The 21,873-nt window shown below is 41.0% G+C and carries 21 protein-coding genes; 1 reads left to right on the top strand and 20 read right to left on the bottom strand.

The annotated features are described in order from the left end of the window. Positions 1–95: 95 nt before the first annotated feature. From aroA to ACFVS1_RS05725, 19 genes are all read right to left on the bottom strand, one after another. On the bottom strand, positions 96–1,382 hold the full coding sequence (gene aroA, locus ACFVS1_RS05815) for a 3-phosphoshikimate 1-carboxyvinyltransferase (RefSeq protein WP_387545598.1): 1,287 nt from the start codon (positions 1,380–1,382) through the stop codon (positions 96–98). 23 nt (positions 1,383–1,405) lie between these two features. After that, positions 1,406–2,509 (bottom strand): prephenate dehydrogenase, encoded by a 1,104-nt coding sequence (locus ACFVS1_RS05810; protein WP_241592121.1) that lies wholly within the window; start codon positions 2,507–2,509, stop codon positions 1,406–1,408. A gap of 47 nt (positions 2,510–2,556) precedes the next feature. Beyond that, positions 2,557–3,669 carry a histidinol-phosphate transaminase gene (gene hisC, locus ACFVS1_RS05805; RefSeq protein WP_352920289.1) on the bottom strand — a complete coding sequence of 371 codons (1,113 nt, stop codon included), beginning with the start codon at positions 3,667–3,669 and terminating at the stop codon, positions 2,557–2,559. Positions 3,670–3,750: 81 nt separating this feature from the next. Beyond that, positions 3,751–4,119 carry a chorismate mutase gene (gene aroH, locus ACFVS1_RS05800; protein WP_352920288.1) on the bottom strand — a complete coding sequence of 123 codons (369 nt, stop codon included), beginning with the start codon at positions 4,117–4,119 and terminating at the stop codon, positions 3,751–3,753. 25 nt (positions 4,120–4,144) lie between these two features. Then, positions 4,145–5,224 (bottom strand): 3-dehydroquinate synthase, encoded by a 1,080-nt coding sequence (aroB, locus tag ACFVS1_RS05795; RefSeq protein ID WP_352920285.1) that lies wholly within the window; start codon positions 5,222–5,224, stop codon positions 4,145–4,147. 3 nt (positions 5,225–5,227) lie between these two features. Then, complete coding sequence (gene aroC / locus ACFVS1_RS05790; protein WP_241592135.1) at positions 5,228–6,400, bottom strand: chorismate synthase; 1,173 nt, start codon at positions 6,398–6,400, stop codon at positions 5,228–5,230. A 254-nt stretch (positions 6,401–6,654) separates the two neighbouring features. Beyond that, a complete protein-coding gene (locus tag ACFVS1_RS05785) occupies positions 6,655–7,428 on the bottom strand; it encodes a CheR family methyltransferase (protein WP_387545593.1) in 774 nt (257 codons plus the stop codon). A 189-nt stretch (positions 7,429–7,617) separates the two neighbouring features. Next, a complete protein-coding gene (gene ndk / locus ACFVS1_RS05780; RefSeq protein WP_034308008.1) occupies positions 7,618–8,064 on the bottom strand; it encodes a nucleoside-diphosphate kinase in 447 nt (148 codons plus the stop codon). A 96-nt stretch (positions 8,065–8,160) separates the two neighbouring features. Further along, entirely contained in the window at positions 8,161–9,123 is a 963-nt protein-coding gene (hepT, locus tag ACFVS1_RS05775) for a heptaprenyl diphosphate synthase component II (protein ID WP_350299364.1), read from the bottom strand. A 34-nt stretch (positions 9,124–9,157) separates the two neighbouring features. Next, positions 9,158–9,868: a demethylmenaquinone methyltransferase gene (locus ACFVS1_RS05770; protein ID WP_352920278.1), complete on the bottom strand. Its 711-nt coding sequence runs from the start codon at positions 9,866–9,868 to the stop codon at positions 9,158–9,160. A 3-nt stretch (positions 9,869–9,871) separates the two neighbouring features. Beyond that, positions 9,872–10,702, bottom strand: coding sequence for a heptaprenyl diphosphate synthase component 1 (locus ACFVS1_RS05765; RefSeq protein WP_387545589.1), 831 nt, complete (start codon positions 10,700–10,702; stop codon positions 9,872–9,874). A gap of 249 nt (positions 10,703–10,951) precedes the next feature. Then, positions 10,952–11,200, bottom strand: a complete 249-nt coding sequence (mtrB, locus tag ACFVS1_RS05760) for a trp RNA-binding attenuation protein MtrB (protein WP_137016024.1) — start codon at positions 11,198–11,200, stop codon at positions 10,952–10,954. Between the two features lie 20 nt (positions 11,201–11,220). Next, positions 11,221–11,787, bottom strand: a complete 567-nt coding sequence (gene folE / locus ACFVS1_RS05755) for a GTP cyclohydrolase I FolE (protein ID WP_063233209.1) — start codon at positions 11,785–11,787, stop codon at positions 11,221–11,223. A gap of 300 nt (positions 11,788–12,087) precedes the next feature. Then, positions 12,088–12,360: an HU family DNA-binding protein gene (locus ACFVS1_RS05750; protein ID WP_034308023.1), complete on the bottom strand. Its 273-nt coding sequence runs from the start codon at positions 12,358–12,360 to the stop codon at positions 12,088–12,090. Positions 12,361–12,862: 502 nt separating this feature from the next. Then, positions 12,863–14,341, bottom strand: coding sequence for a stage IV sporulation protein A (spoIVA, locus tag ACFVS1_RS05745; protein WP_101222423.1), 1,479 nt, complete (start codon positions 14,339–14,341; stop codon positions 12,863–12,865). A 232-nt stretch (positions 14,342–14,573) separates the two neighbouring features. Further along, the gene (locus tag ACFVS1_RS05740; protein WP_387545586.1) at positions 14,574–15,299 is read right to left on the bottom strand and encodes a hypothetical protein; all 726 of its coding nucleotides are present in this window, start codon (positions 15,297–15,299) and stop codon (positions 14,574–14,576) included. Positions 15,300–15,312: 13 nt separating this feature from the next. Beyond that, positions 15,313–15,510: a DUF2768 domain-containing protein gene (locus ACFVS1_RS05735; protein WP_101222425.1), complete on the bottom strand. Its 198-nt coding sequence runs from the start codon at positions 15,508–15,510 to the stop codon at positions 15,313–15,315. Between the two features lie 705 nt (positions 15,511–16,215). Further along, positions 16,216–17,589: a putrescine aminotransferase gene (locus tag ACFVS1_RS05730; RefSeq protein ID WP_352920271.1), complete on the bottom strand. Its 1,374-nt coding sequence runs from the start codon at positions 17,587–17,589 to the stop codon at positions 16,216–16,218. A 300-nt stretch (positions 17,590–17,889) separates the two neighbouring features. Then, positions 17,890–19,995 carry a sigma 54-interacting transcriptional regulator gene (locus tag ACFVS1_RS05725; RefSeq protein WP_387545581.1) on the bottom strand — a complete coding sequence of 702 codons (2,106 nt, stop codon included), beginning with the start codon at positions 19,993–19,995 and terminating at the stop codon, positions 17,890–17,892. Positions 19,996–20,220: 225 nt separating this feature from the next. On the opposite strand from ACFVS1_RS05725, the gene ACFVS1_RS05720 reads away from it, so the two are divergent. Next, positions 20,221–20,376: a hypothetical protein gene (locus tag ACFVS1_RS05720; RefSeq protein ID WP_387545578.1), complete on the top strand. Its 156-nt coding sequence runs from the start codon at positions 20,221–20,223 to the stop codon at positions 20,374–20,376. 132 nt (positions 20,377–20,508) lie between these two features. On the opposite strand, the gene ACFVS1_RS05715 is transcribed toward ACFVS1_RS05720, so the two are convergent. Continuing rightward, positions 20,509–21,846, bottom strand: coding sequence for an APC family permease (locus tag ACFVS1_RS05715; RefSeq protein ID WP_387545576.1), 1,338 nt, complete (start codon positions 21,844–21,846; stop codon positions 20,509–20,511). Positions 21,847–21,873 lie beyond the last annotated feature (27 nt).

Here is a 21,873-nt window from a genome sequence, read left to right as displayed (position 1 = left end):
CAGGTATAAAAAGTCCGAATGTTAGCGCTTTCAACGCTTTTCAGGATTTAAAAAAAGTTTACAGACCAAATAAGGTATGTAAACTTTTTTTATATTCACTTTATCAATTGCGTCAAATGACCAAAAAATTGTGGATATGATACATCTATGGCATCAGGGTCAGCAAGTTCCACTTCCCCATCCGTTATCAAAGCCGCTACAGCAAGCATCATCCCGATACGATGGTCCCCATGGCTTGTAACCTTACCACCATTCAAGGCTTTACGCCCTTTGATGATCAATCCGTCTGCTGTCGGGGTTATATCTGCGCCCAGGACGGAAAGCTCATTTGCAACAGTATCAATTCGATTCGTCTCTTTCACTTTAAGTTCTGCTGCATCCTTGATTGTCGTTATCCCTTCAGCCTGTGTTGCCAAAAGTGCAATGACCGGTATTTCATCAATGAGACGCGGAATTAAATCACCGCTGATGGTCGTTCCCTTTAGCCGGGAGCTTCTGACAGTGATGTCTCCTGCAGGTTCACCCTCGGTCGTCTTCTTCTCTATCGTAATATCCGCCCCCATCGATTTCATGACTTCGATGATTCCAGTCCTTGTCGGATTAAGGCCGACATTCTTTAATACCACTTCACTATTTTCCGTAATCGCTGCAGCCACCATGAAGAAAGCCGCTGAAGAAATATCACCCGGCACATGGATGTTAGTTCCTTTGAAGACTTGATTTCCACTTACTTTAATCGTTTGACCGTCCTTTTCGATTTTCCCGCCAAACTCTTGGATCATTCGTTCTGTATGATCACGGGTCTCTTCCGGTTCGATAATGATCGTTTCACCTTCTGCCTGTAAACCAGCCAAAATTATCGCTGATTTCACCTGCGCACTTGCCACAGGCAATTCATAGCGAAAACCTTTTAATTGGCCTCCTCTTATGAAAAGCGGGGTGTATTCGGCTCCTTTGCGGCCATCAATGATCGCTCCCATCTGGCGAAGAGGGTTTACTACCCGGGTCATTGGACGTTTGGCTATTGATTCGTCACCTGCCAAAACGGCCGAAAATTCCTGTCCTGCCAAAATGCCCATCATTAACCTGATCGTGGTACCAGAATTTCCGACATCCAGCACTGATTCAGGTTCAGTTAATCCTTTAAAACCTTTGCCTGCAATTTTGACGTGCTGGCCATCTTGTTCAATATGGACTCCAAGCTGCTTAAAACAGGAAATCGTACTCAAACAATCCGCTCCTGGAAGAAAATTAGTGACTGTCGTTTCCCCCTCGGCAAGGGCTCCGAACATTATCGAACGATGGGAGATCGACTTATCTCCAGGTATGGCAATCGAACCACGTAATGTTTGGATGTTCGTTTGTAATTTTTTTGTATTCATAAAACCATCCTTCCCTATTAATATTATGCCAGGATCGTTTCATAATCTGTATGTCTTGAAATACACTCCGAAGCTTTAATGCGATCAACATCCGTTTGGAAGCTGATGACCAGCACACCGTATATCTCTTCTCTGGTTTCAATGATCCTTATGTTTGTAATGCTGATACCTTCCTGTGCCAAATATCCGGTAATCTCAGAAATTATTCCGGCATAATCCGGTATATCGATATATAAATCATAAAACGCTGGTATGGCGCCTTTCGCAGATGTTGGCAAATCATCCCTGAAAATCTTGGCATCGGTGAAGAATCGAAGGATTTCTTCACTATCTTCATTCGCGACCAGACCTTTTATATGCTCCATTTCATTCAGCCAATCATTCATTAATTCAAGTAGCACATCCCGGTTATGTAACAAAATGTCACGCCACATTTCCGGACTGCTTGAAGCAATTCTTGTAATATCCCGAAATCCACCTGCCGCAAGCCTTGAAATTAACTTATTTTCCTTACTGTAATTTTCTGCTTGCTTAACGAGCCCCGATGCGACAATATGCGGAAAATGACTAATGACCCCAGTCAGCTTATCATGTGTGGCAGGACTTACAACCAGAAAGTTCGCTCTTGTCCCTTGCAGCCACCCTTTCAGTTGCTCAACTTTTTCTTCTTCGATGGAATCTCCGGGAGTAAGCAAATAAAATGCATGTTCGAATAAATGCAATTTGGCTGCCGCAGCACCGCTTTTATGGGAACCAGCCATAGGGTGCCCCCCGATGAAGGCCACCCCTTTATCTATCAATGGTTTTGCTGCCTTAACGACTGTATCCTTCGTACTCCCTGCATCCGATATGAGGACATCACTTTTTAAATCCATTTCAGCTAATTGAGCTAAAATCTTCACGGTTTCATTGACAGGCACTGCAAGTAGAATCAAATCAGCATCACATGCTCCCGCTTCCAATGATGATACAGAATCATCAATGATCCCTAATAGCATCGATAGTTGAATATTCTTTTCACTTAGGTCCGTACCAACAATCACGGCTTCGGGATGCGCATGGCGTACAGCCATGGCCAATGATCCGCCAATTAGACCTAGACCTATTACGAAAACCTTACCCTTCACTCTTCTCTCCCCCGCATCTTTTGTGCTCCTCTAGGTTTGATGAAACGTTAAAGCAGCGAATCAGAAGGTGCCTCAACTTCATTCAAAAAAGATTTAATAGCGTTAATCATTCCTTCATTTTCTTCCGTAGAACCAACCGTGACCCTTAGGCTGTTAGGAAAACCGAAAGATTTCCCCGACCTTGCAATGTATCCGCGCTCAAGCAAATATTGAAACACCACATCGGCATCCTGTTTAAAATGGATAAAGATGAAATTACCTTGTGACGGGTAATAAGCTAAATTTTCCTTATTGCAAAATTCATAGTACTGCTTGAGCCCTTTTTGATTTTCTTCCTTGCATTTTTCAATGAAGGCTTGATCTTCCAAAGCGACGATAGCAATATTCTGTGCGAATGTGTTGACATTGAATGGTTCCCGGGATGGATCTAGTTTCTGGATGATATCCTCATCCGCCAATCCGTACCCTACCCTAAAACTGGCAAGTCCATAGATTTTTGAGAATGTCCGGAGTATGATCAAATTTTTATATTTATTAATCCATTGATTCGTTCTCGGGTAATCCTCAGCCGTTGCATATTCACAGTAAGCTTCATCCAAAACGATAAGTACATCTTCCGGCACTTTTTCAATGAATGATAATAAGTTCTGTTCCGAAATGTATTTACCTGTTGGATTATTTGGTGTACAAAGCCAGACAACTGCTGTTTTTTCATCTATAACTTTAAGCATTCCTTCTAGATCATGAGCACCATCGATATGAGGAACTTCCCTGATTTCCGCACCTTCTAGCGTGGCATTATGGCGATACTGTGAAAAAGTGCCTGTTGCCATGACCGTATTCTTTCCAGCTCCCAATAGGCTTCGGGAGATGATTTGAATGTTCTCATCAGATCCATTTCCAAAAATAAGCTGAGTTTCTTTTACACCTGTATGTTTTGCAACAGCTTCCCTTAGCATCGTTGCATATCCATCTGGATAGATCGCAAACGAATGGGTTGAATTCCTAACGGACTCCTTTACTTTTTCCGAACAGCCGAAAGGATTTTCATTTGAAGCTAATTTCGTGATTTTTTCCAACCCGTATAATTTTTTCACTTCATCAGTGGATTTTCCCGGTTGATAAGACTTCAAGGAAAGGACCGCTTCATTCCATTTCATGTCAATCACCTCTATATTTTTATCACTTTAAAGTAAGAAAGTGTGAGAATAGTATATCATATTCATAGATTTAAAATCATCTTATATTTGCTTTGTCAAATCTGGCCGTAATACCGTAGCCCCTGCCTGGTATACATGCTGTATCTCTTTTTGAGATTTCGTCGTATTTACATGGATCATGACCCGAATGCAAAATGGCAAGGAATTGCTGACCGGTATTTCTTTCATGCAAGTAACCGGTACATAAGTCCAGCCTTCGAATTTCCTCAAGGCTTTGGCAGGGAAGACAGAACGAATCTCTTCCGTAGCAGAAAAAAACACAGAAGCAACCATTTCGGGATCAATCTCGTTGACCTGAATGATCTCTGCCATCAACCTTTCGGCAGCGGAAATCACTTCCATTTCCGTGTCTCTTTCTACAGTAGTGGCACCCCTTATTCCTCTTATCACACATAGTCCCCCCTTCTCCTGAACTTTATATCATATCCGCCATTTCCTCTATCAGCTCGGAGTCGGCTATATCCATTAATAGCGGTGACCCCACTTCGTTTAGCAGGACAAAAGTAGCTGAATCATTGACCGATTTTTTGTCTGTTTTCATTAACTCAAGCAGCATTGCATGTTCAAGCCTGGTTGGAATCGTTATTTGATAACCTAAAGAAGATACCCAGCTAATAAACTCATCCAGTTTAAAATCGAGATCCACTTTCTTTCTGCTCAATTTGAGGGCATAAACCATCCCGATTAAAATGGATTCCCCATGCGTAAAGTTTCCGTACCCCATTGAACCTTCCACTGCATGTCCGAGCGTATGACCAAAATTCAAAAAGGCACGAATGCCGTTTTCCTTTTCATCCTCTTCGACAATTTTAGCTTTAATTCCAATCCCTTTTGTAATCATTGTCAGGAATTGCTCATCCGTTATATCATTCAAATCAACAATATTCGACTTTAACCAAAGATAAAACTCATTATCGGCTATCAATGAATGTTTAATGACTTCCGCAAAACCTGACCTTAATTCTTTAAGAGGCAGAGTTTTTAAAAATTCAAGATCATAAATCACCGCTTCAGGCTGATGAAAGGCCCCAATCATATTTTTCCCTAGCGGGTGATTGATGGCAACCTTGCCGCCCACTGCACTATCATGGGCGAGTAAAGTCGTCGGAACCTGTATAAATGGAATCCCTCTCATAAAAGTAGCCGCAACGAATCCAGCCAAATCACCTACTGCACCACCGCCAAGGGCGATAATCAATGATTTGCGATTAATCTGTTGAGTTAAGCAGAAGCTTTGGCATTCATAAAACACATCGAATGTTTTAGCATGCTCCCCTTCTGGCACCACATGGTGCAGGACAGGTTTCCCCGTCTTGATCAGGGCGTTTTTCACGGTCTGCAAATGAAGTGCCGCCACTTTCTCATCAGTTATGATCAGAATCTTGTTTAGATGATTTAATTCATGTGATATTAATTCGGGCAATTCATTTATTGCCTTCTTGCCAATTAAAACCGGATATTGCTTGGAAGCCGTTTTTATTTGGATGGATTCCATGATTTAAAACCCCTTTACTTCTTCCCGATATGATCTTATGTATTCCGCTAATTGCTCATAACGATCTGAAGGGAATTGATCAACGATGGCTGCCGCCAGTTCCCATGCTACTACCGCCTCAGCAACCACTGCTGCTGCAGGAACCGCACAACTATCGGAACGTTCGACACTTGCTTCAAACACTTCCTTCGTATCAATATCAACGCTTTTCAAAGGTTTATATAAAGTGGGAATCGGCTTCATCACACCGCGTACAACTATCGGCATCCCCGTTGTCATACCGCCTTCAAAACCGCCAAGGCGATTGGTTTTCCGGTAATAGCCCTGTTCTTCGTCCCATGCGATTTCATCATGGACATCACTGCCAAATAGATGGGCAGCCTCAAATCCAAGACCTATTTCCACCCCTTTAAATGCATTGATGCTCATTATCGCTGCGGCCAGTTTTGCATCAAGTTTACGGTCATAATGCACATAACTTCCTACACCCACCGGCATTCCTTCTACAATGACTTCAACGATGCCGCCGATGGAGTCTCCTTTTTGTTTCGCTTCATCAATTGCATCCTTCATCTGCTGTTCTACGTTCTTGTCAAAACATCTAACAGAAGATTCTTCTGTTACTTGTTGCAATTGCTGAATGCTATCGTATTTTGGCGGTTCTGCCTTCACTCCGCCAATTTCCAAAACATGCGATGCCACTTCTATCCCCAATAAAGACAATAGCTTTTTCGCGACAGCTCCTGCTGCCACCCTTACTGTCGTTTCACGGGCTGAAGAGCGCTCCAGAACATTTCTTAAATCGCGGTGCCCATATTTAATCCCGCCGTTCAAGTCGGCATGACCAGGACGTGGCCGGGTGATTTTACGTTTAATTTCTTCAGCTTCCTCTTCTGAAAGCCCTTCGCTTCCCATAATTTTTGTCCAATGCTTCCAATCATCGTTCTCAACCACTAAAGCAACCGGTGAACCGAGTGTGTAGCCATGTCTGATTCCCGAAGAAATAAAAGCCTGATCTTTCTCGATCTGCATCCTTCTTCCACGTCCATGCCCTTTTTGCCGGCGTCCTAATTCTTGATTGATATCCTCTTTCGAAATCGGCATTCCTGCCGGTAATCCTTCAATGATAGTAGTCAGTTGCGGACCATGTGATTCTCCCGCTGTTAAATATCTCATCTTCCAGCCCCCTTTTAGCACTTTAAAGTGTATATGTATCAATATACCACAATTTTATGAAACGTGGGTATATGTAAAACGTAAAAACCATATTGTTTGAATTTAATCACTTTTCTTTCTATTTTACAAGTACTTAAACATTTTCGATATAGTTTATTCTTCCAAATTAGAGTTCTACTGGAATGGCTATTACACGGCAAACGAAAAGGGACTGACTGCGCACGTGCAGAATCAGTCCCTTTTTTCTAAAGTATTTACTTTTTCTTATAAAAAAATGTGTCGATCGTTTCAAATTGATATTTTGCTGGGGTGAATATTTGTTCAGTACTTCCTACAAAAAATACCCCGCCGCTTTTTAGCGATGCACTAAATTTTTCATATAATAAATTCTTTGCTTCTTCCGTGAAATAAATTAAAACATTGCGGCAAACGATTAAATCGAACTCTTGGTCGAATCGGTCAGCAAGAAGGTTTTGCTTTTTAAATGTCACCCTTCTCTTGATTTCATCATCGACACGATAAAAATCTTCTTTTTTTTCAAAGTATTTCCTTTTAATTTCCTCAGGCACTTCATTTAAGGAACGTTCAGGATACATCCCCAACTTCGCTCTCGCCAATACATTTTCATCGAGATCCGTCGCCAATATTTCTATCTGGCTAAGTGGGACCAGATTGGATAATATCATGGCAATCGTATATGGTTCCTCGCCAGTTGAGCAGGCAGCACTCCAAATTTTCAACTTTTTTTTGCTTTCTAATAACCCAGGCAGGATTTTCCTCTCCAGCACTTCCCATCTTTTCGCATTTCTATAAAATTCGGAAACGTTGATTGTCATTCTATCCAAAAGCTCATTTAAAACACATGAATTGGCTTGAATGTCTTTGTAGTATTCACGAAATGAATGATATCCTCTTTTTTCATATAGAGATGTTAGTCGCCTTTTCATTTGCCCTTCCTTATATAACGCCAAATCAATACCTGTCAGCATTTTGATATTACGAATAAACTCTTCATATTCTTGAGGCATTCCCACGACTCCCCTGCACATAATTATTTTAAGTGGTTCTTCCCTTTATTTATATCGGAGAGCGGCATTTTTTCTTTAAACTAAAATGATCCTTTACGTTGCTGCTTGAAACTAATAATGCCATTAAAAAAGCGGGTTCCATCGCATAATGACGATGGAACCCGCTTTTTTTTAAAGAGATCGTATTAATTAATAAACCCACTCGTTAACAAGTTTAGAGTACTCAACAAGTTCTTCTTCTTTGAAGAATAAACCGATTTCACGTACAGCGCTTTCAGCCGAATCAGATCCGTGAATGATGTTTTTGCCGACAGTTACGGCAAAATCGCCACGAATTGTTGCTGCTGCTGCATCTTTAGGGTTAGTGGCACCCATCATTTGACGTGCAGTAGCGATTACGTTTTCACCTTCCCAAACCATTGCGAAGACAGGACCTGAAGTAATGAAGTCCACTAGTTCGCCAAAGAAAGGACGTTCTTTGTGCTCGCCATAATGCTGCTCAGCCAATTCTTGAGAAATGACCATTAATTTTGCTCCTGCAAGAAGGAAGCCTTTTTTTTCAAAACGGGAAACGATTTCACCGATTAAATTGCGTTGAACGCCGTCAGGCTTAACCATTAAAAATGTTCTTTCCATGAATGTCACTCCTAATATGTATCATTGTTATTTGCCTATATAAGGCAATACTTTTAGAATATTACCATTGTTTGATGAGTTTCGCAACTCCCATTATCAAAACTTTCTTTTTCCGATATTTTTCGCGATATCCGATAAAGTTTTTCTAGCTTTAATGGCAGGAAGACCTTTCAACTCAGTAAAAGCCTTTTCTAGATACATATCACTGATCCTCGCTGCCTTTTCAATGGCACCTGAAGTTTTTATCGCATGAATTATATGGGACATTTCCTCTTTTGGCGTATCTTCCCGAACTGTTTCGATAAGCTTTTTTAACTTTGGATCTTCCATAGCAATCAATACGGGTAAAGTGATATTACCTTGAATCAAATCACTGCCGGCTGGTTTCCCAAGCTCTTCTTCCGAAGCAGTAAAATCCAATATATCATCGGTGATTTGATAAGACATACCGACATAATATCCAAATTTAAATAGCTTTTGGTGAATTCTCTCTTCAACGCCCGCTGAAATGGCTCCCAACTGGCAACTGGATGCAATGAGCAATGCCGTTTTCCGTTTGATCCTTCTAAAGTATATCCGCCAATTCTGTTCGAAATTATATTTATCTTTTATTTGTTCAATCTCCCCAAGACATAGTTCAACCATAGTATCAGCGAGAATTTGATGCGCCAGCGGAGACTCGATAACCGCCATCATTTCCAGTGCACGAGCAAAAATGAAGTCGCCTGTGTACATGGCGACACGATTATCCCATTTTGATTTAATGGTAGCAGATCCCCTGCGTAAATCCGCATCATCCACAACATCATCATGCACAAGGGAAGCTGTGTGGATCAGTTCCAAAGTCGCTGCGACATGCTTTACGACATGAATATCATAGTTGCCAAACTTCGCACCCAATAGGACGAATACCGGACGGATCCGTTTTCCACCGGATTGCAGCAAATGCAGGGAAGCTTCCCTTAAAACCGTGGAATCCGCTTCGATTGCGGCTTCCAGTTCTTTTTCTATTAATTGCAAATCTGCATTCAAAAATGAATACATCATTTTAAATTTCATACATTCCACCCAGCTTTGTCCATTGCTATTATGCTTATTTTGAAGGCTTGTACCCGAAATGTGTTGCTGCTACCCCACCGAAATGGGCCTTATAACTGACATTTTCCATTCCCGCCTGCTTGAACATGTTTTCAAGCTTTTTCATGCCAGGGAAATCCCGAGCCGATTCCTGCAGCCATGAGTATTCGCTATAGCTTTTTGCGAATAATTTGCCGAACATGGGCATGATGAAACGGAAATAAAAATAATAGCCCTGTTTAAAGCCAAGCATCGTAGGCTGTGAAGTATCCAGGCAAACGATCATTCCACCCGGCTTGGCTACCCGGTTTAACTCTTTAAGCACTTTCATGTAATCGGGGACATTCCGCAGCCCGAAACCGATCGTGACATAATCAAAGCTATTATCCTCAAAAGGAAGCTCCATTGCATTCCCATGCATTAGGGACACTTGCTCCAGATTGAGTTCATTTACCTTCTGTTCGCCGATTTTCAGCATGTTCTTACTAAAATCCAGACCAACAACCTTTCCTTCTGGTCCTACTTCATTAGCAAGGGCAATGGTCCAGTCCGCTGTTCCACAGCATACATCCAGTGCATGGGCGCCTTTTGGGACATTCATGATGGCCATTGTAGCCTTCCGCCATTTAAGATGCTGTTTAAAGCTGATGAGGGAATTCATCTTGTCATAATTTCCGTAGATCTTTTCAAAGACATGATGAACTTTTTGCTCTTTAGACTGCTCCATGATTCACCCTTCTTTCACATATGAATTTGCTATACTCTCTGTTTGTTCCAAGACGGCCTTCACTCTTTCCAGAAGTTCATCATCCACCTTTGCCAGCTTCCGCATCGAGCACTGTACGGATTGCCTGGCATCCCTCAGGCACTTGTCGAATTGAGTGCGTACCTGTTCTTCTTTTTCCGAAATGGTCACTTCCCCGCCAATCGAGTCATCGAGAGGCATGTCCCTTAGGACATCAAACACTATCGATTGCCCCGTTTCCATATAACGGTTCTTCTCGGCATGCAACCGTTTTAAAAGCAGCAGATCTTCGGCAATTTCTATCCAGGCAGGCTCATTATAGTAATCCGCCAGTTTATGAATCAGCGAAGCCTCGATCGCTTTGATCGTCATTAAAAGCGTTGGGACATCATTAATGGACCCTTGTTGGTAAAGAATGATTTTATTGTCATTTATTTTTTTTATCGCGCTCGAAAGTATTCGGATCATATCAACATTACCTACACTGGCAAGCCCTTGATAATATAAGCCACTATAGTAATCACCGGCAAGCACTTGTAATTGACGATTTTTCAATACCTCGGGCAACTCGGTTCCTTCTCCTGAATTCGAGACGATTTCATGGGTATCCAGAGCTATTTGCACTAACATGGTTGAAATGATGTATTGATTTCGTTTTTCGCTTAAAACGTCCAAATCGTTAAACAATCCCCAAAGCAATATCAGTTTATCTTCGTCCAAGCTTGGCTTTTGTATATACTTCAATAAATATGGATGTTGAGCTTTCGTTTCTATTAACCGCTTTAATTGCCTTATGTCGTCCGTTATGTTTAACAATTGAGATCACCCTTGCATCCCCGAAAGATAATTTTTTTATACATATTGGTTTTTCTGTCTGTGTAAAATACACATTATTATACCATAAAAACAATCAGATGAAATGGTCAACGTTTATAAAATGAAACTTCCAAAGGTAAGGAAACCATCGTCTTTTGCTCTTCAAAAAAATGGATGCGGGAAATTTACAGCTTGTTAAACGTGATATCAGATGATTGATTTACTAATTAACCAAGTATTGAGAAGCTATCATTTCTCAGGTGAATTCTTTTTGGAATCACTTTCTATCTCTCCGAATGGAGTATAGACTTTTGCATGGCCCCTGATTTTAATTGCCGAGGTATGCTCCGTGAATTGTGCGATCATCACCTCTCCTGAGTCTAGTTTTTCGGAGTGATGAAACTTGGTGTCCGTTCCCCTTGTCAACCCGATGACATTCACACTATCCTCAATGGCTTTGATTACGACAAAATCATTCAAGATCTTTTTTTCATTCATTTTTTCCTGCCCCCATGTCCTTAGTCTTTAATGAATGCCAGCACTTCAGCTCTAGTACGATGATCCTTCGCAAACGTTCCCCTTACAGCTGAAGTCACTGTTTTAGATCCAGGTTTTTTTACACCTCGCATGGTCATGCACATATGTTCAGCCTCTACTACAACCATTACACCATGAGGCTCGAGCTTTTCCATTATCGAGTCAGCAACTGTGGAAGTGATGCGCTCTTGAAGTTGCGGACGCTTCGATACAGCCTCAACCGCCCGTGCCAATTTACTTAAGCCAGTCACTTTTCCGTTTTTCGGAATATATGCTACATGGGCTTTCCCGTAAAAAGGGACTAAATGATGTTCACATACTGAGTAAAATGGAATGTCTTTTACAAGTACGAGTTCTTCATGGTCCTCACCAAAAACAGTATCGAAATATTCCTTTGGATCCTGATTAAGACCAGAGAAAATTTCTTCATACATTCTGGCGACACGGCCAGGGGTATCCAGCAGTCCTTCCCTCGTTGGGTCTTCCCCTACAGCCTCAAGAAGCATTTTAACCGCTTCTTCCAATTTGGCATGATCAACATTAGCCATCTTTTGTACCTCCTAAAAAATCAATAATATTATGTATTCAGATAAAAAATCCAAAGCGCGTTGCACCCGGATATCCATAATTGCAATTATTAAAGAAGACCCCTACTTTGAGCCCTTGAACGGCAGTTTCGCCGGAAGCTTTTTTTGGATGGGCATTTCCTTGTGACGGATTAACCCTCTGCAGCGTTTCTAAAATATTCACTGTCTTTTATATTATCACAGATGGAATTTAAGAAGCAAAAAAAGGGCCGCGTTTTCACGCGGCCCTTTTCGGTTAAGCACCCGTATGTAATGGTAGAATTACTTCACTGCATCTTTCAGCGCTTTACCGGGTTTGAAAGCTGGCACTTTGCTAGCTGCAATTTCGATTTCGTCACCAGTTTGTGGGTTACGGCCTTTACGAGCCGCACGTTCGCGGACTTCAAAGTTACCAAAACCAATCAATTGGACTTTATCACCGTTTTTTAGAGCTTCTAAGATTGTATCAAAAACAGCATCAACAGCTTTTGTAGCGTCTTTCTTAGAAATTTCAGTTGCTGTAACAACTTCATTAATTAATTCTGTTTTGTTCATGCCATTCACCTCCTCCCAAAAGGAATCTTTATAAAAAATCATTATTACAACACTATAATAGTGATTTGATATTAGCTTCGGTCCAAAATTTTTCATTCCCTGACAATCAAGGATTACCAAGCCGAATTAATTTCCAAATAATTCATCCAGAAAAGTATAAATAGGTTGAAATCGCTGTTATAACGCGTTTTCTGTATGTAGATTATCACAAATCCTATTAGCTTAGCAAGGGAATTCAAAAAATAATGGGAATCTTTTCATTAATAATTGTATATATTATAAATTTTGTCTTTCGCTATTCATCATTTCCCTTTTTTATAGAAATTAAACTTATTATATTGCTGAAAATCGCTTAACCACAGGGTTTTTTCAAGATTATACTAAAAAACAGCAGATTATTTCAAATTTTAGCGTTCAATATGATATTTTTATTGTGATTTTGAGTATTCCGCATGCAAAAAGACCAATCCATAAATGGAGTTGGTCCAGCTTTTCAACGTTTTTATAAGATGATGGCAATCAATCCCCCACTGCCCTCATTAATAATCCTTTCCAGTGTTTCTTTCAATTTGTAGCGGGCATTGTCAGGCATCATAGCTAATTTCACCTGTATGCCTTCCCTTACATAGGAACTTAGGCTTCTGCCAAAAATATCTGAGTTCCAAATAGAAAGTGGATTGTCTTCGAAATCCTGCATCAGATACCGGACTAATTCTTCACTTTGCTTTTCAGTACCGATGATTGGCGAGAATTCGGATTCGACATCGACCTTGATCATATGGATGGAAGGAGCTACGGCTTTTAACCTGACACCGAACCTGGCTCCCTGACGGATGATTTCCGGTTCATCAAGACTCATATCGTTAAGGGAAGGGGCTGCGACACCATATCCTGTTTGTTTGACCATTCTCAATGCATCGGCCACCTGATCATACTCAGCTTTGGCATACGCAAAGTCCTGCATTAAAGATAATAAATGATCCTTGCCCCGAATCTCCACACCGACAATTTCCTTCAGAATATCATCATAGAGTTCATCAGGGGCGTATAGGTCGATCTCTGCAACACCCTGCCCCATCTCAATGCCTGCAAGCGCTGCCCGGTCAATGAACTCGAATTCATTGAAATGACCGACTACACGATCTACATCCCTCAGGCGTTTGATGTCCTTGACTGTCTCTTTAACCGCTTCCTGGTAACTCTCCCTTAACCAATGATCTTCGCGCAGAACCATTACCCAGCTCGGAAGATTTACATTGACCTCGAGAACTGGGAATTCGTACAAGGCCTCGCGGAGTACACTGTAAACATCCGATTCCCGCATTCCTTCGACACTCATCGCCAATACAGGGATATCATACTTTTCCTGCAGGGATTCCTTCAGGGCTATCGTATTCGGGTGGTGAGGCTGAACGGAATTGACAATCATGATAAATGGCTTGCCAACCTCCTTCAATTCTTCGACAACCCTTTCCTCGGCCTCTAAATAATCACTTCGCGGAATTTCTCCTATCGACCCATCCGTCGTAACGACCACGCCTAATGTGGAATGATCCTGAATTACTTTACGAGTACCGATCTCAGCCGCTTCATTGAACGGAATCGGCTCTTCATACCAAGGCGTGTGAATCATACGCGGACCATTTTCATCTTCATATCCTTTAGCCCCAGGTATTGTATAACCGACACAATCAACTAAACGAATATTCACGTCGAGACCTTCAGCCACTTGAATCGATGCTGCCTGGTTCGGTACGAATTTGGGTTCCGTCGTCATGATCGTCTTTCCAGCAGCACTTTGAGGCAATTCATCCTGTGCTCTTGCACGGTCCGCTTCTGACGGAATATTCGGAATGACGACTAGCTCCATGAATTTTTTAATAAATGTGGATTTCCCCGTCCTGACGGCACCGACCACCCCCAAATATATGTCGCCACCGGTCCGTTCAGCTATATCTTTAAAAATATCTACCTTTTCCAAGGTATCCCCTCCCGAATTAGAGTTTTGGGATTTCGTTTATCCATTTGCATTTATTTAGGACATTATATATCTATGATGTTGTCCTAAAAATTTATTCCAATTATTTCCCTGGTTCAATCCCTTCCTCCACCAGAAATTTTATATAAGGGTTGTTATTTTAAAAGTAAGATGAAATAAAGATAAAAGAAATAACCCTTCCCCTACAATATATTTTGCAGAAGAAGGGTTATGCCTAATTTGTAAGGAATATTGGTTTTTTTGTTTTTTCATCAATTGTATATGGCAGTGAATAGGCAGGGACGAACTCCGAACTCTGCACCAGCAGTTCACGGATATCTTCACCTGGCTTCATTTCCCCCTCATGCTTCTTCAATGCCTCCATTAAATCCGGGGTATAATCAACAAAAATACTGCCTTGACCATCAACTACGAGATATAAGTCTTTTTGTGAAAATGGACTCGTGACCGTCGGAGCTTCCTTCAGGCCCATTTTTTCATAATCAAGCGTGAAGACATTATCGGATAACCTTTCCTTAAATGGCGGGTATCCGTTGCTTTGCTGATAGGCAGTCAATCTCAAGGAAACATCCTGTATCTTCTGCGCCATCCTGACATCCAACAGCTTTACGGTCGGATCATTTTCAGCATTAACGAGGATGTATTGAAAGACGCCTCCTGATTCAAATGCATTGTCCGGCGGTTCAGCCATATACCTTGGTGAAATCTTTGAAAATTTTATGACATATTTTTGATAAATCGGTGTACCTGCATCTTTTGTGACGATGGGCAATATGCCCCCTTCATCTTTCTGAAATTGATCCACTGCACTTTGGACGGATTGTATTTGCTCTTTATAAGGCAATTGGTTTTGCATTTTTTGCTTCTCCGGATATAAGCAGCCAGATAATGATACAGAGATGCAAAATAAACATAATATTTTGAAAAAATTTCTCATCATTTCTCCTCACCTATCAAGTGGTTGGCCCGCTAAGAACAACGATAAGGATGATCAAGCCGGCCAGAATCATAAGTATGTATGCGATAATTGCTGTCAAGACTCTCCAAAAACCTTTTAATTTATAGCGGCTTAAGTAGATTAGAAATATAGAGATAATCATAAAACCCATTGCTATAAAGGATATCCACATTTTTTGCAGAGCAGGTGTCATATCTTCATCACTCCTTTTTCCAGAAATTATTATAACATACCAAATTACGTTAAAGGAATTAAATCCTTGTCCAATCTGTGTAATTCCCGTTATCATGACTCATTTTCATGAAAAAAATATAAAACGAAAATAAGTATAGTAAGTAATTTCCATACTTCCTCCATCCAAGCAACAAAAAAACAGCAAAAGGCTGTTTCAGTTTATAAACAATCTCGATAATAATTGAGTTTGTGGACAGTTTTTTTAGGTGTTTGAAATTTGGCCGTTGATTGGAACGTAGGACACTCGCTTTCCGCGGGCGGTCCGGGAGACTCCTGGACGCTATTAGCTCCTGTGCCGGGTCTCCCTTGGCCCCGCTTCCCCTTAGGGGTCTCGTACACCCGATCCAATCAACTTTGCTTTAACAGTAAGATAAGCTCTTTAATTAGAAGGATGAAACCTGAGGGATGAGGATACCTATGATCAGCTTGAAATGTTTACTTTAGACCACAGGGTACAGCGAACCATTTGGTTAGTAAAATGGAGGCTGCCATTAATGTAAGAAGATGGCCAACTGGACTTGACGAAGGGGAGAAATAGTCTAAATAATGACCTTGAGAAAACTGCTACAAATCAAAAAAAATTAAAAAGGTTTCGGAATGACCATTCCGAAACCTTTTTATCTAAAGTCTGAATCAGCACAAAGGCTGTTTTTCTGCTTTTAAATTAAGATTGAAGCGTCGGCAAGACCTCTTTAAACGCTTTAATGACTGTATCGACTTCATCCAACTGAATAGTCAATGAAGGCTCAATCCTGATTGTTTTGGAATTGATAAGCGTACCTGCCACCAAGATGCCTTTATCAAAGAGGGCTTTTGAGAATTCATAACCCACTTCATCTTTATGGAACTCAATGCCAATCATCAATCCTTGGCCGCGGATTTCCAAAACCTTATCTTTGTGCTCAGCAGCCACTTCCCTTAACCCATTTAGGAAGTATTCACCAACTTCTGCAGCACGCTGCGGTAAGTTTTCTTCCAAAAGTACGTCGATCGTAGCAATGGCCGCAGCACAAGCGAGTGGATTTCCTCCAAATGTGGTTGTGTGCATGAATGGATTGTCAAACCAGCTTTTAAACACTTTCTCATTGGCTACGACAGCCCCTGCAGGCATTACTCCGCCGCCAAATGCTTTCGCTAAACAAATTATGTCCGGAACAACATCATATAGCTCAGAAGCGAACATTTTACCTGTCCGTCCCATCCCTGTTTGCACTTCATCCAAGATCAATAACGCATCATATTCGTCACACAATGCCCGAACCTGCTTTAAATAATCTTGCGGAGGAAGAATGACCCCTCCTTCACCTTGAATAGGCTCCAACAGCACAGCAGCAACATCTTCACCGACCAACGCACAACTTTCAAACGTTTTTCTCATCATATCCACATCACCGAATGGTACATGACGCACACCTGGTACCAACGGGAGGAACGGTTTTCTGAACATGCCCTTTGCCGTTGCAGATAGGGAACCAAGGCTTTTCCCATGAAATGATTTTGTCGTGGAAATGATCGTGAATCGGTCACTGTACATTTTAGCCAGCTTAAGTGCAGCCTCCACGCTCTCGGTACCGCTGTTCGTAAAGAACGAGTATTTTAGATCTCCCGGTGTGATTTCGGCAAGGATCTTGGCAAGCATTGCACGTAATGGGTCAAGTAAGTCTTGGCTATGAAGGGCCTGTCTTTGCAATTGATCGGTTACGGCCTTTACTACCTTAGGGTTACGATGGCCAACATTATAAATACCAAAGCCACCTAAACAATCAATATATTTTTTTCCATTTACATCCGTAAAACAGGAATCTTGATCAGACCACTCCACCGAAGCGAATTGCGTGTCTTTAGTGACCGTCTTCCGATATTCCAAAAATCCAGGGTTTACATGGTTACGGAAATTCTCGACCGTTTCTCTTGTTACCCACTGCGCGTCTTCTTTTGAAATTTCTTTTTGCTCGATTAATTGAAGCACTTTTTTAATATAATCTTGGGTTGCTGATTGGTTAGCTTGAGTATTTTTACTTTCTACGTTAATTGACATTTTATAAGCTCCTTTTTTTATAACTTTAGTGGATGGTTATTTGAAATTGCTTCTTTTATGAAACTTTGATGCTTACCTCCCTTTTTTCTTATACTTACTAATCAAGCAAGAACCATGCCAAGTTAATTAACCAATAAAACCGCATTCTTTTTGATTAATCATGCTAAAGTTATGCATATTTGCATACCAATATTTCAACTTGCATAATCATTCTTGTAAATCATAAAAAACCTTCCAAATGCTCTTATAAAAATAAAAGCCGTTGACAAGTGATTTTTCATCACTCGGCAACGGCTTTATTCAATATGCATTTTTTTCGATTTTCTTACTCTGTTCAGCTAACACTTTTTGATACTTCCTGCTCACTGACGATTGACTTATCCCGAGCGCTTTTGCCGCTTTGGTCGTAGTTTTATACTGTTTCATGGCAAGCATGATCAGTTGCTCTTCGACATGATCCTGGGCTTCCTGCAGCGGAAGGATTCTCGTAATGATGGGTTTCGATTGTTTAAAGTCACTGCCCACAGGTATGAACCTTTGAATGAAATCAGCATCGATCATCTCTTCATCAGCAGAAACAACTAATCTTTCAATCATGTTCTGCAATTCACGGATATTCCCCGGCCATGTATAGACTTCCAGTATATTCAACGCATCAGGGGAAAAGTGGTAATTCCGTTGATACCTTTCATTCAGTTTTTGCAGGAAATGAAAGGCTAGCGGCGGTATATCCTCCGGCCTTTCCCTTAAAGGTGGCACATGTATGGGTATGACGTTTAATCTATAGAATAAATCTTCTCTGAACGTCCCCATCTCGACCATTTTTTCCAGACTCTTATTCGTGGCCGCAACAATTTGAACATCAATGGGAATGGGTGTCGTGCTGCCAATCGGAATCACTTCCTGTTCCTGGAGGACCCGAAGCAGCTTGACTTGCAGGTGTGTGGGCATGTCACCCACTTCATCAAGAAATAAAACACCTTTATTAGCCTGCTGAAAGTATCCTACCTTCCCATTTTTATCCGCTCCTGTAAAGGAACCCTTTGTATAACCAAACAATTCACTTTCGAGGAGGTTTTCCGGAATCGCCCCGCAATTTATCTTAAGGAAAGGCTGCTTGGACCGCCTGCCCATTTTATGAATGGCTTCGGCTATCACTTCTTTACCTACTCCCGACTCCCCGTTGATCAATACAGTTGATGAGAAATGAGCGATTTTCTTGACTTGGCTGATTATCTGCTCCATTTTAGGACTTGCAAAAACCAACTCTTTATAAAATTGATCCTGTTTTTTGAAAGAATCCAGTTCTTTCCTCATTTCATTTAATTCCGATTTCAATTGTGTCGTTTCCGTTATATCCCTTGATGCAATGACTATTCGATCTATATCCCCTTTTTCGTTGAACACAGGGGTGCCGACGGAAAGGACTTTCTTATTCATTTTCGTATCTTGGACGATCGATACTTTCTTTTTTTGTTCAAGGACTAACCGGGTGACTGAAGGATTAAAAATCCCTTCATCTTCTAATTGCAAAAGATTCTTTCCAATATAATCTTTTAAATTCTTCCCCCAGAATCCTGAGATGATGCTGTCACTATATCGCAGCAGCTCTCCTTTTTGATTGACTACAAGTATTTCATCATAGATATTCGCTAAAATGGCATTCAAGTCTTTATTCGAGCTTTTTATCAATTCTATTTCCATGGCCATTTCCTCAACCATCGGTAAATCCTGAACGATGATGATCAGGCCTTCGACTTCTTTTTCATGGTTCAGAATCGGGCTATAGTCGACAAGCACACTCCTGACATCAGTAATCTCCAACTGATTCAGAATACTGCTCCCGCTGGCAAACACGCTATGTATATGCTGCTTATTGAAGATGTCCGCAGCCGGTTCATTTAGGACTTGTTCAGAAGGCTTTTTTATCATCTTCAAGCCTGATTCATTGAAGTTCACAATATTTTTATCTTTATCAGCTACAAAAATCCCCATAGGAATGGAGGTTAAAATCACATTTAGCAGGTCTAAATTTTGTTTGCTGTCCTGCTTGAATAATTCTGCTAACACATCTTCCCTTTTTACATAGCCGGTAAGCAGGCCATCATCCGTTTTTATTAGCACGATAGGTTCTCCGATAATTTGAAACAGAAGCGGCAAGGATATGTTAGGGGTTAATTTACAGACATTATCAATCGAAAAAGCATACTGTAAAAGCTGATCGACTGTTGTTATATTTTCATTTAACGGGAGGTCATCCATGCGGATATACGCAAACACTTGATTTTCCTTCATAAGAAAGAAGAAAGGCTCCTTTATCTCATGAATTTTTTGGTCTGATAATGTAGGCTGATCAATTGTTATAGTTATGAATGGTCTTATTTTATCATCCGGTATAGATAACACAGTTTCACTCTCCTTTTGTAACCTAACCTATATTTTATCACAATTCTGAATTGCTAGATAAAAAAATAACATGTACGATTACTCATATCCAGCATTTTCCTTTATCGATTCCACAACAAAAGGGTCCTTTAACGGACCCTTTTGAAACCTGCTATGCACCCTTGACTTATTTTATAAAGGACCGTTCAGCTTTTCTTATTGTTCCTGATCAAGATAGATAAGACGATGAATATAACCATGAAATACAGCTATAGTACAGAACCAGGCGGTTTCACCACCATGATATCGATAACCGTCACAATAATCAGTAAATTCGGCACCCATGTAGAAGCCGGTACAAAAGGAATGGCTGCCGAAAAGAAAAAAGCTGAAAACAAGTAATGGACCATTGTCATAAGCGCTAAATCACTGTTGCTAAATCCTTGAACAAGAAAACGAATAGAAAGAGCGTTAAAGACCTTTTCATTTTCTCATCAGCCATATAAACCACTTTCGTTCATGAAGTGAGTAAACTCACTGTGCCTCTTCAAAACGGAATAGCGGAGGGGATTCCGTAAACCATTTTGTCCGATACAGAAGATAACCAATCCCCATTACCGCCCATACAATTCCTAGGATCAATGAACTCGTCTCGAGATTAAGCCAAAGGATGAAGACCGATGCAGCACCTAAAACCGGGGACAGAATAGTTGAAAGAAATCCTTTAATCGTTCTGAAGCTTTTATTTCTTATTGAATGGACGATTACACAAATATTCACGAAAGTAAAAGCAATTAATGCCCCAAAGTTTATGAGGGAAGTGGCGGTAACCAAATCAAGGAATAAGGCAACCAATGAAATGGACCCGACAAATAGGACATTAAAAAATGGCGTGTTGTATTTGGGGTGGATAAACCCAAATAGTTTCTTCGGGATCATTTGGTCACGCCCCATGACATATAGCAACCTAGAAACACTTGCATGGGATGCAAGCCCGGAGGCAAGTGTCCCGCATAAAGTTCCTGCAAGAAAGAAGGCTTGAAATAACTTCCCGCCCACAAAAAGGGCAATTTCCGGAGAAGCTGCTTCTGGATCGCTAAAGCGGGAAACATCCGGGAAAAATAACTGTGTAAAGAATGATGCCGTCACAAATAAAACCCCTCCGATAAGGGCGGTCAAAAAGATGGCCCGGGGAACCGTTTTAGCTGGATTCGGTGTTTCTTCCGATAAAGTAGTGACAGCGTCAAACCCCAAGAAAGAAAAACACAGGATTGTAGCACCAGTTATGAGCGTCGACATTTCCATATGATGCCCGAAGAGTGGCTGAACCGATAAGACCTCTCCAGTCCCTTCTCCACCCATGACCCCTTTGATGACAAGCGCCACAAATATAACGATCACCAACATTTGAAAAAAAACAAGGAAGCTATTAAAGTTGGCTGCAAAATTAACATTGAATAAGTTAATGCCTGTCATTAAAAGGACAAATGCCACCACCCATATCCACGGGTACACATCCGGAAAAAGAGCGGTTAAGTATATTTTTGTTAATATGCCATTCACCATCGGTAAAAATAAATAATCAAGTAACGAAGACCACCCGACAAGGAAGCCTAAATGTGGATTGATCGTTTTTTGTGTGTAAGTATAGGATGAACCTGCCTGCGGATAAATTTTTACCATTTTCCCATAACTGGCAGCAGTAAACAACATCGCTAAAAGAGCAATGACATAAGCGGTTGGCACATGCCCCCCCGTTTTTTCGGAAACTATCCCAAATGTATCAAAAACAACCATCGGCGTCATATATCCAACACCAAGCAATACAATATGCCACAAGTTTAAAGACCTTTTCAGATTACCTGTTTGCATGTATCATTCCCCTTCCTTTTTTAGCGA

The sequence above is a fragment of the Peribacillus sp. NPDC058075 genome (assembly GCF_042885195.1).
In the GTDB taxonomy this organism is placed as follows: Bacteria; Bacillota; Bacilli; order Bacillales; family DSM-1321; genus Peribacillus.
The sequence above is the reverse complement of the archived record's forward strand: the minus strand, read 5'-3'. Positions and strand labels throughout refer to the sequence as shown.

Bases quoted from the DNA above. Each gene is read 5' to 3' on its own strand.
- aroA (WP_387545598.1), bottom strand. From the start codon at position 1,382: ATGAATACAAAAAAATTACAAACGAACATCCAAACATTACGTGGTTCG.
- hisC (WP_352920289.1), bottom strand. From the start codon at position 3,669: ATGAAATGGAATGAAGCGGTCCTTTCCTTGAAGTCTTATCAACCGGGA.
- aroB (WP_352920285.1), bottom strand. From the start codon at position 5,224: ATGGAATCCATCCAAATAAAAACGGCTTCCAAGCAATATCCGGTTTTA.
- aroC (WP_241592135.1), bottom strand. From the start codon at position 6,400: ATGAGATATTTAACAGCGGGAGAATCACATGGTCCGCAACTGACTACT.
- ACFVS1_RS05785 (WP_387545593.1), bottom strand. From the start codon at position 7,428: ATGCCTCAAGAATATGAAGAGTTTATTCGTAATATCAAAATGCTGACA.
- ndk (WP_034308008.1), bottom strand. From the start codon at position 8,064: ATGGAAAGAACATTTTTAATGGTTAAGCCTGACGGCGTTCAACGCAAT.
- hepT (WP_350299364.1), bottom strand. From the start codon at position 9,123: ATGAAATTTAAAATGATGTATTCATTTTTGAATGCAGATTTGCAATTA.
- ACFVS1_RS05770 (WP_352920278.1), bottom strand. From the start codon at position 9,868: ATGGAGCAGTCTAAAGAGCAAAAAGTTCATCATGTCTTTGAAAAGATC.
- mtrB (WP_137016024.1), bottom strand. From the start codon at position 11,200: ATGAATGAAAAAAAGATCTTGAATGATTTTGTCGTAATCAAAGCCATT.
- folE (WP_063233209.1), bottom strand. From the start codon at position 11,787: ATGGCTAATGTTGATCATGCCAAATTGGAAGAAGCGGTTAAAATGCTT.
- ACFVS1_RS05750 (WP_034308023.1), bottom strand. From the start codon at position 12,360: ATGAACAAAACAGAATTAATTAATGAAGTTGTTACAGCAACTGAAATT.
- ACFVS1_RS05740 (WP_387545586.1), bottom strand. From the start codon at position 15,299: ATGATGAGAAATTTTTTCAAAATATTATGTTTATTTTGCATCTCTGTA.
- ACFVS1_RS05735 (WP_101222425.1), bottom strand. From the start codon at position 15,510: ATGACACCTGCTCTGCAAAAAATGTGGATATCCTTTATAGCAATGGGT.
- ACFVS1_RS05730 (WP_352920271.1), bottom strand. From the start codon at position 17,589: ATGTCAATTAACGTAGAAAGTAAAAATACTCAAGCTAACCAATCAGCA.
- ACFVS1_RS05720 (WP_387545578.1), top strand. From the start codon at position 20,221: ATGAATATAACCATGAAATACAGCTATAGTACAGAACCAGGCGGTTTC.
- ACFVS1_RS05715 (WP_387545576.1), bottom strand. From the start codon at position 21,846: ATGCAAACAGGTAATCTGAAAAGGTCTTTAAACTTGTGGCATATTGTA.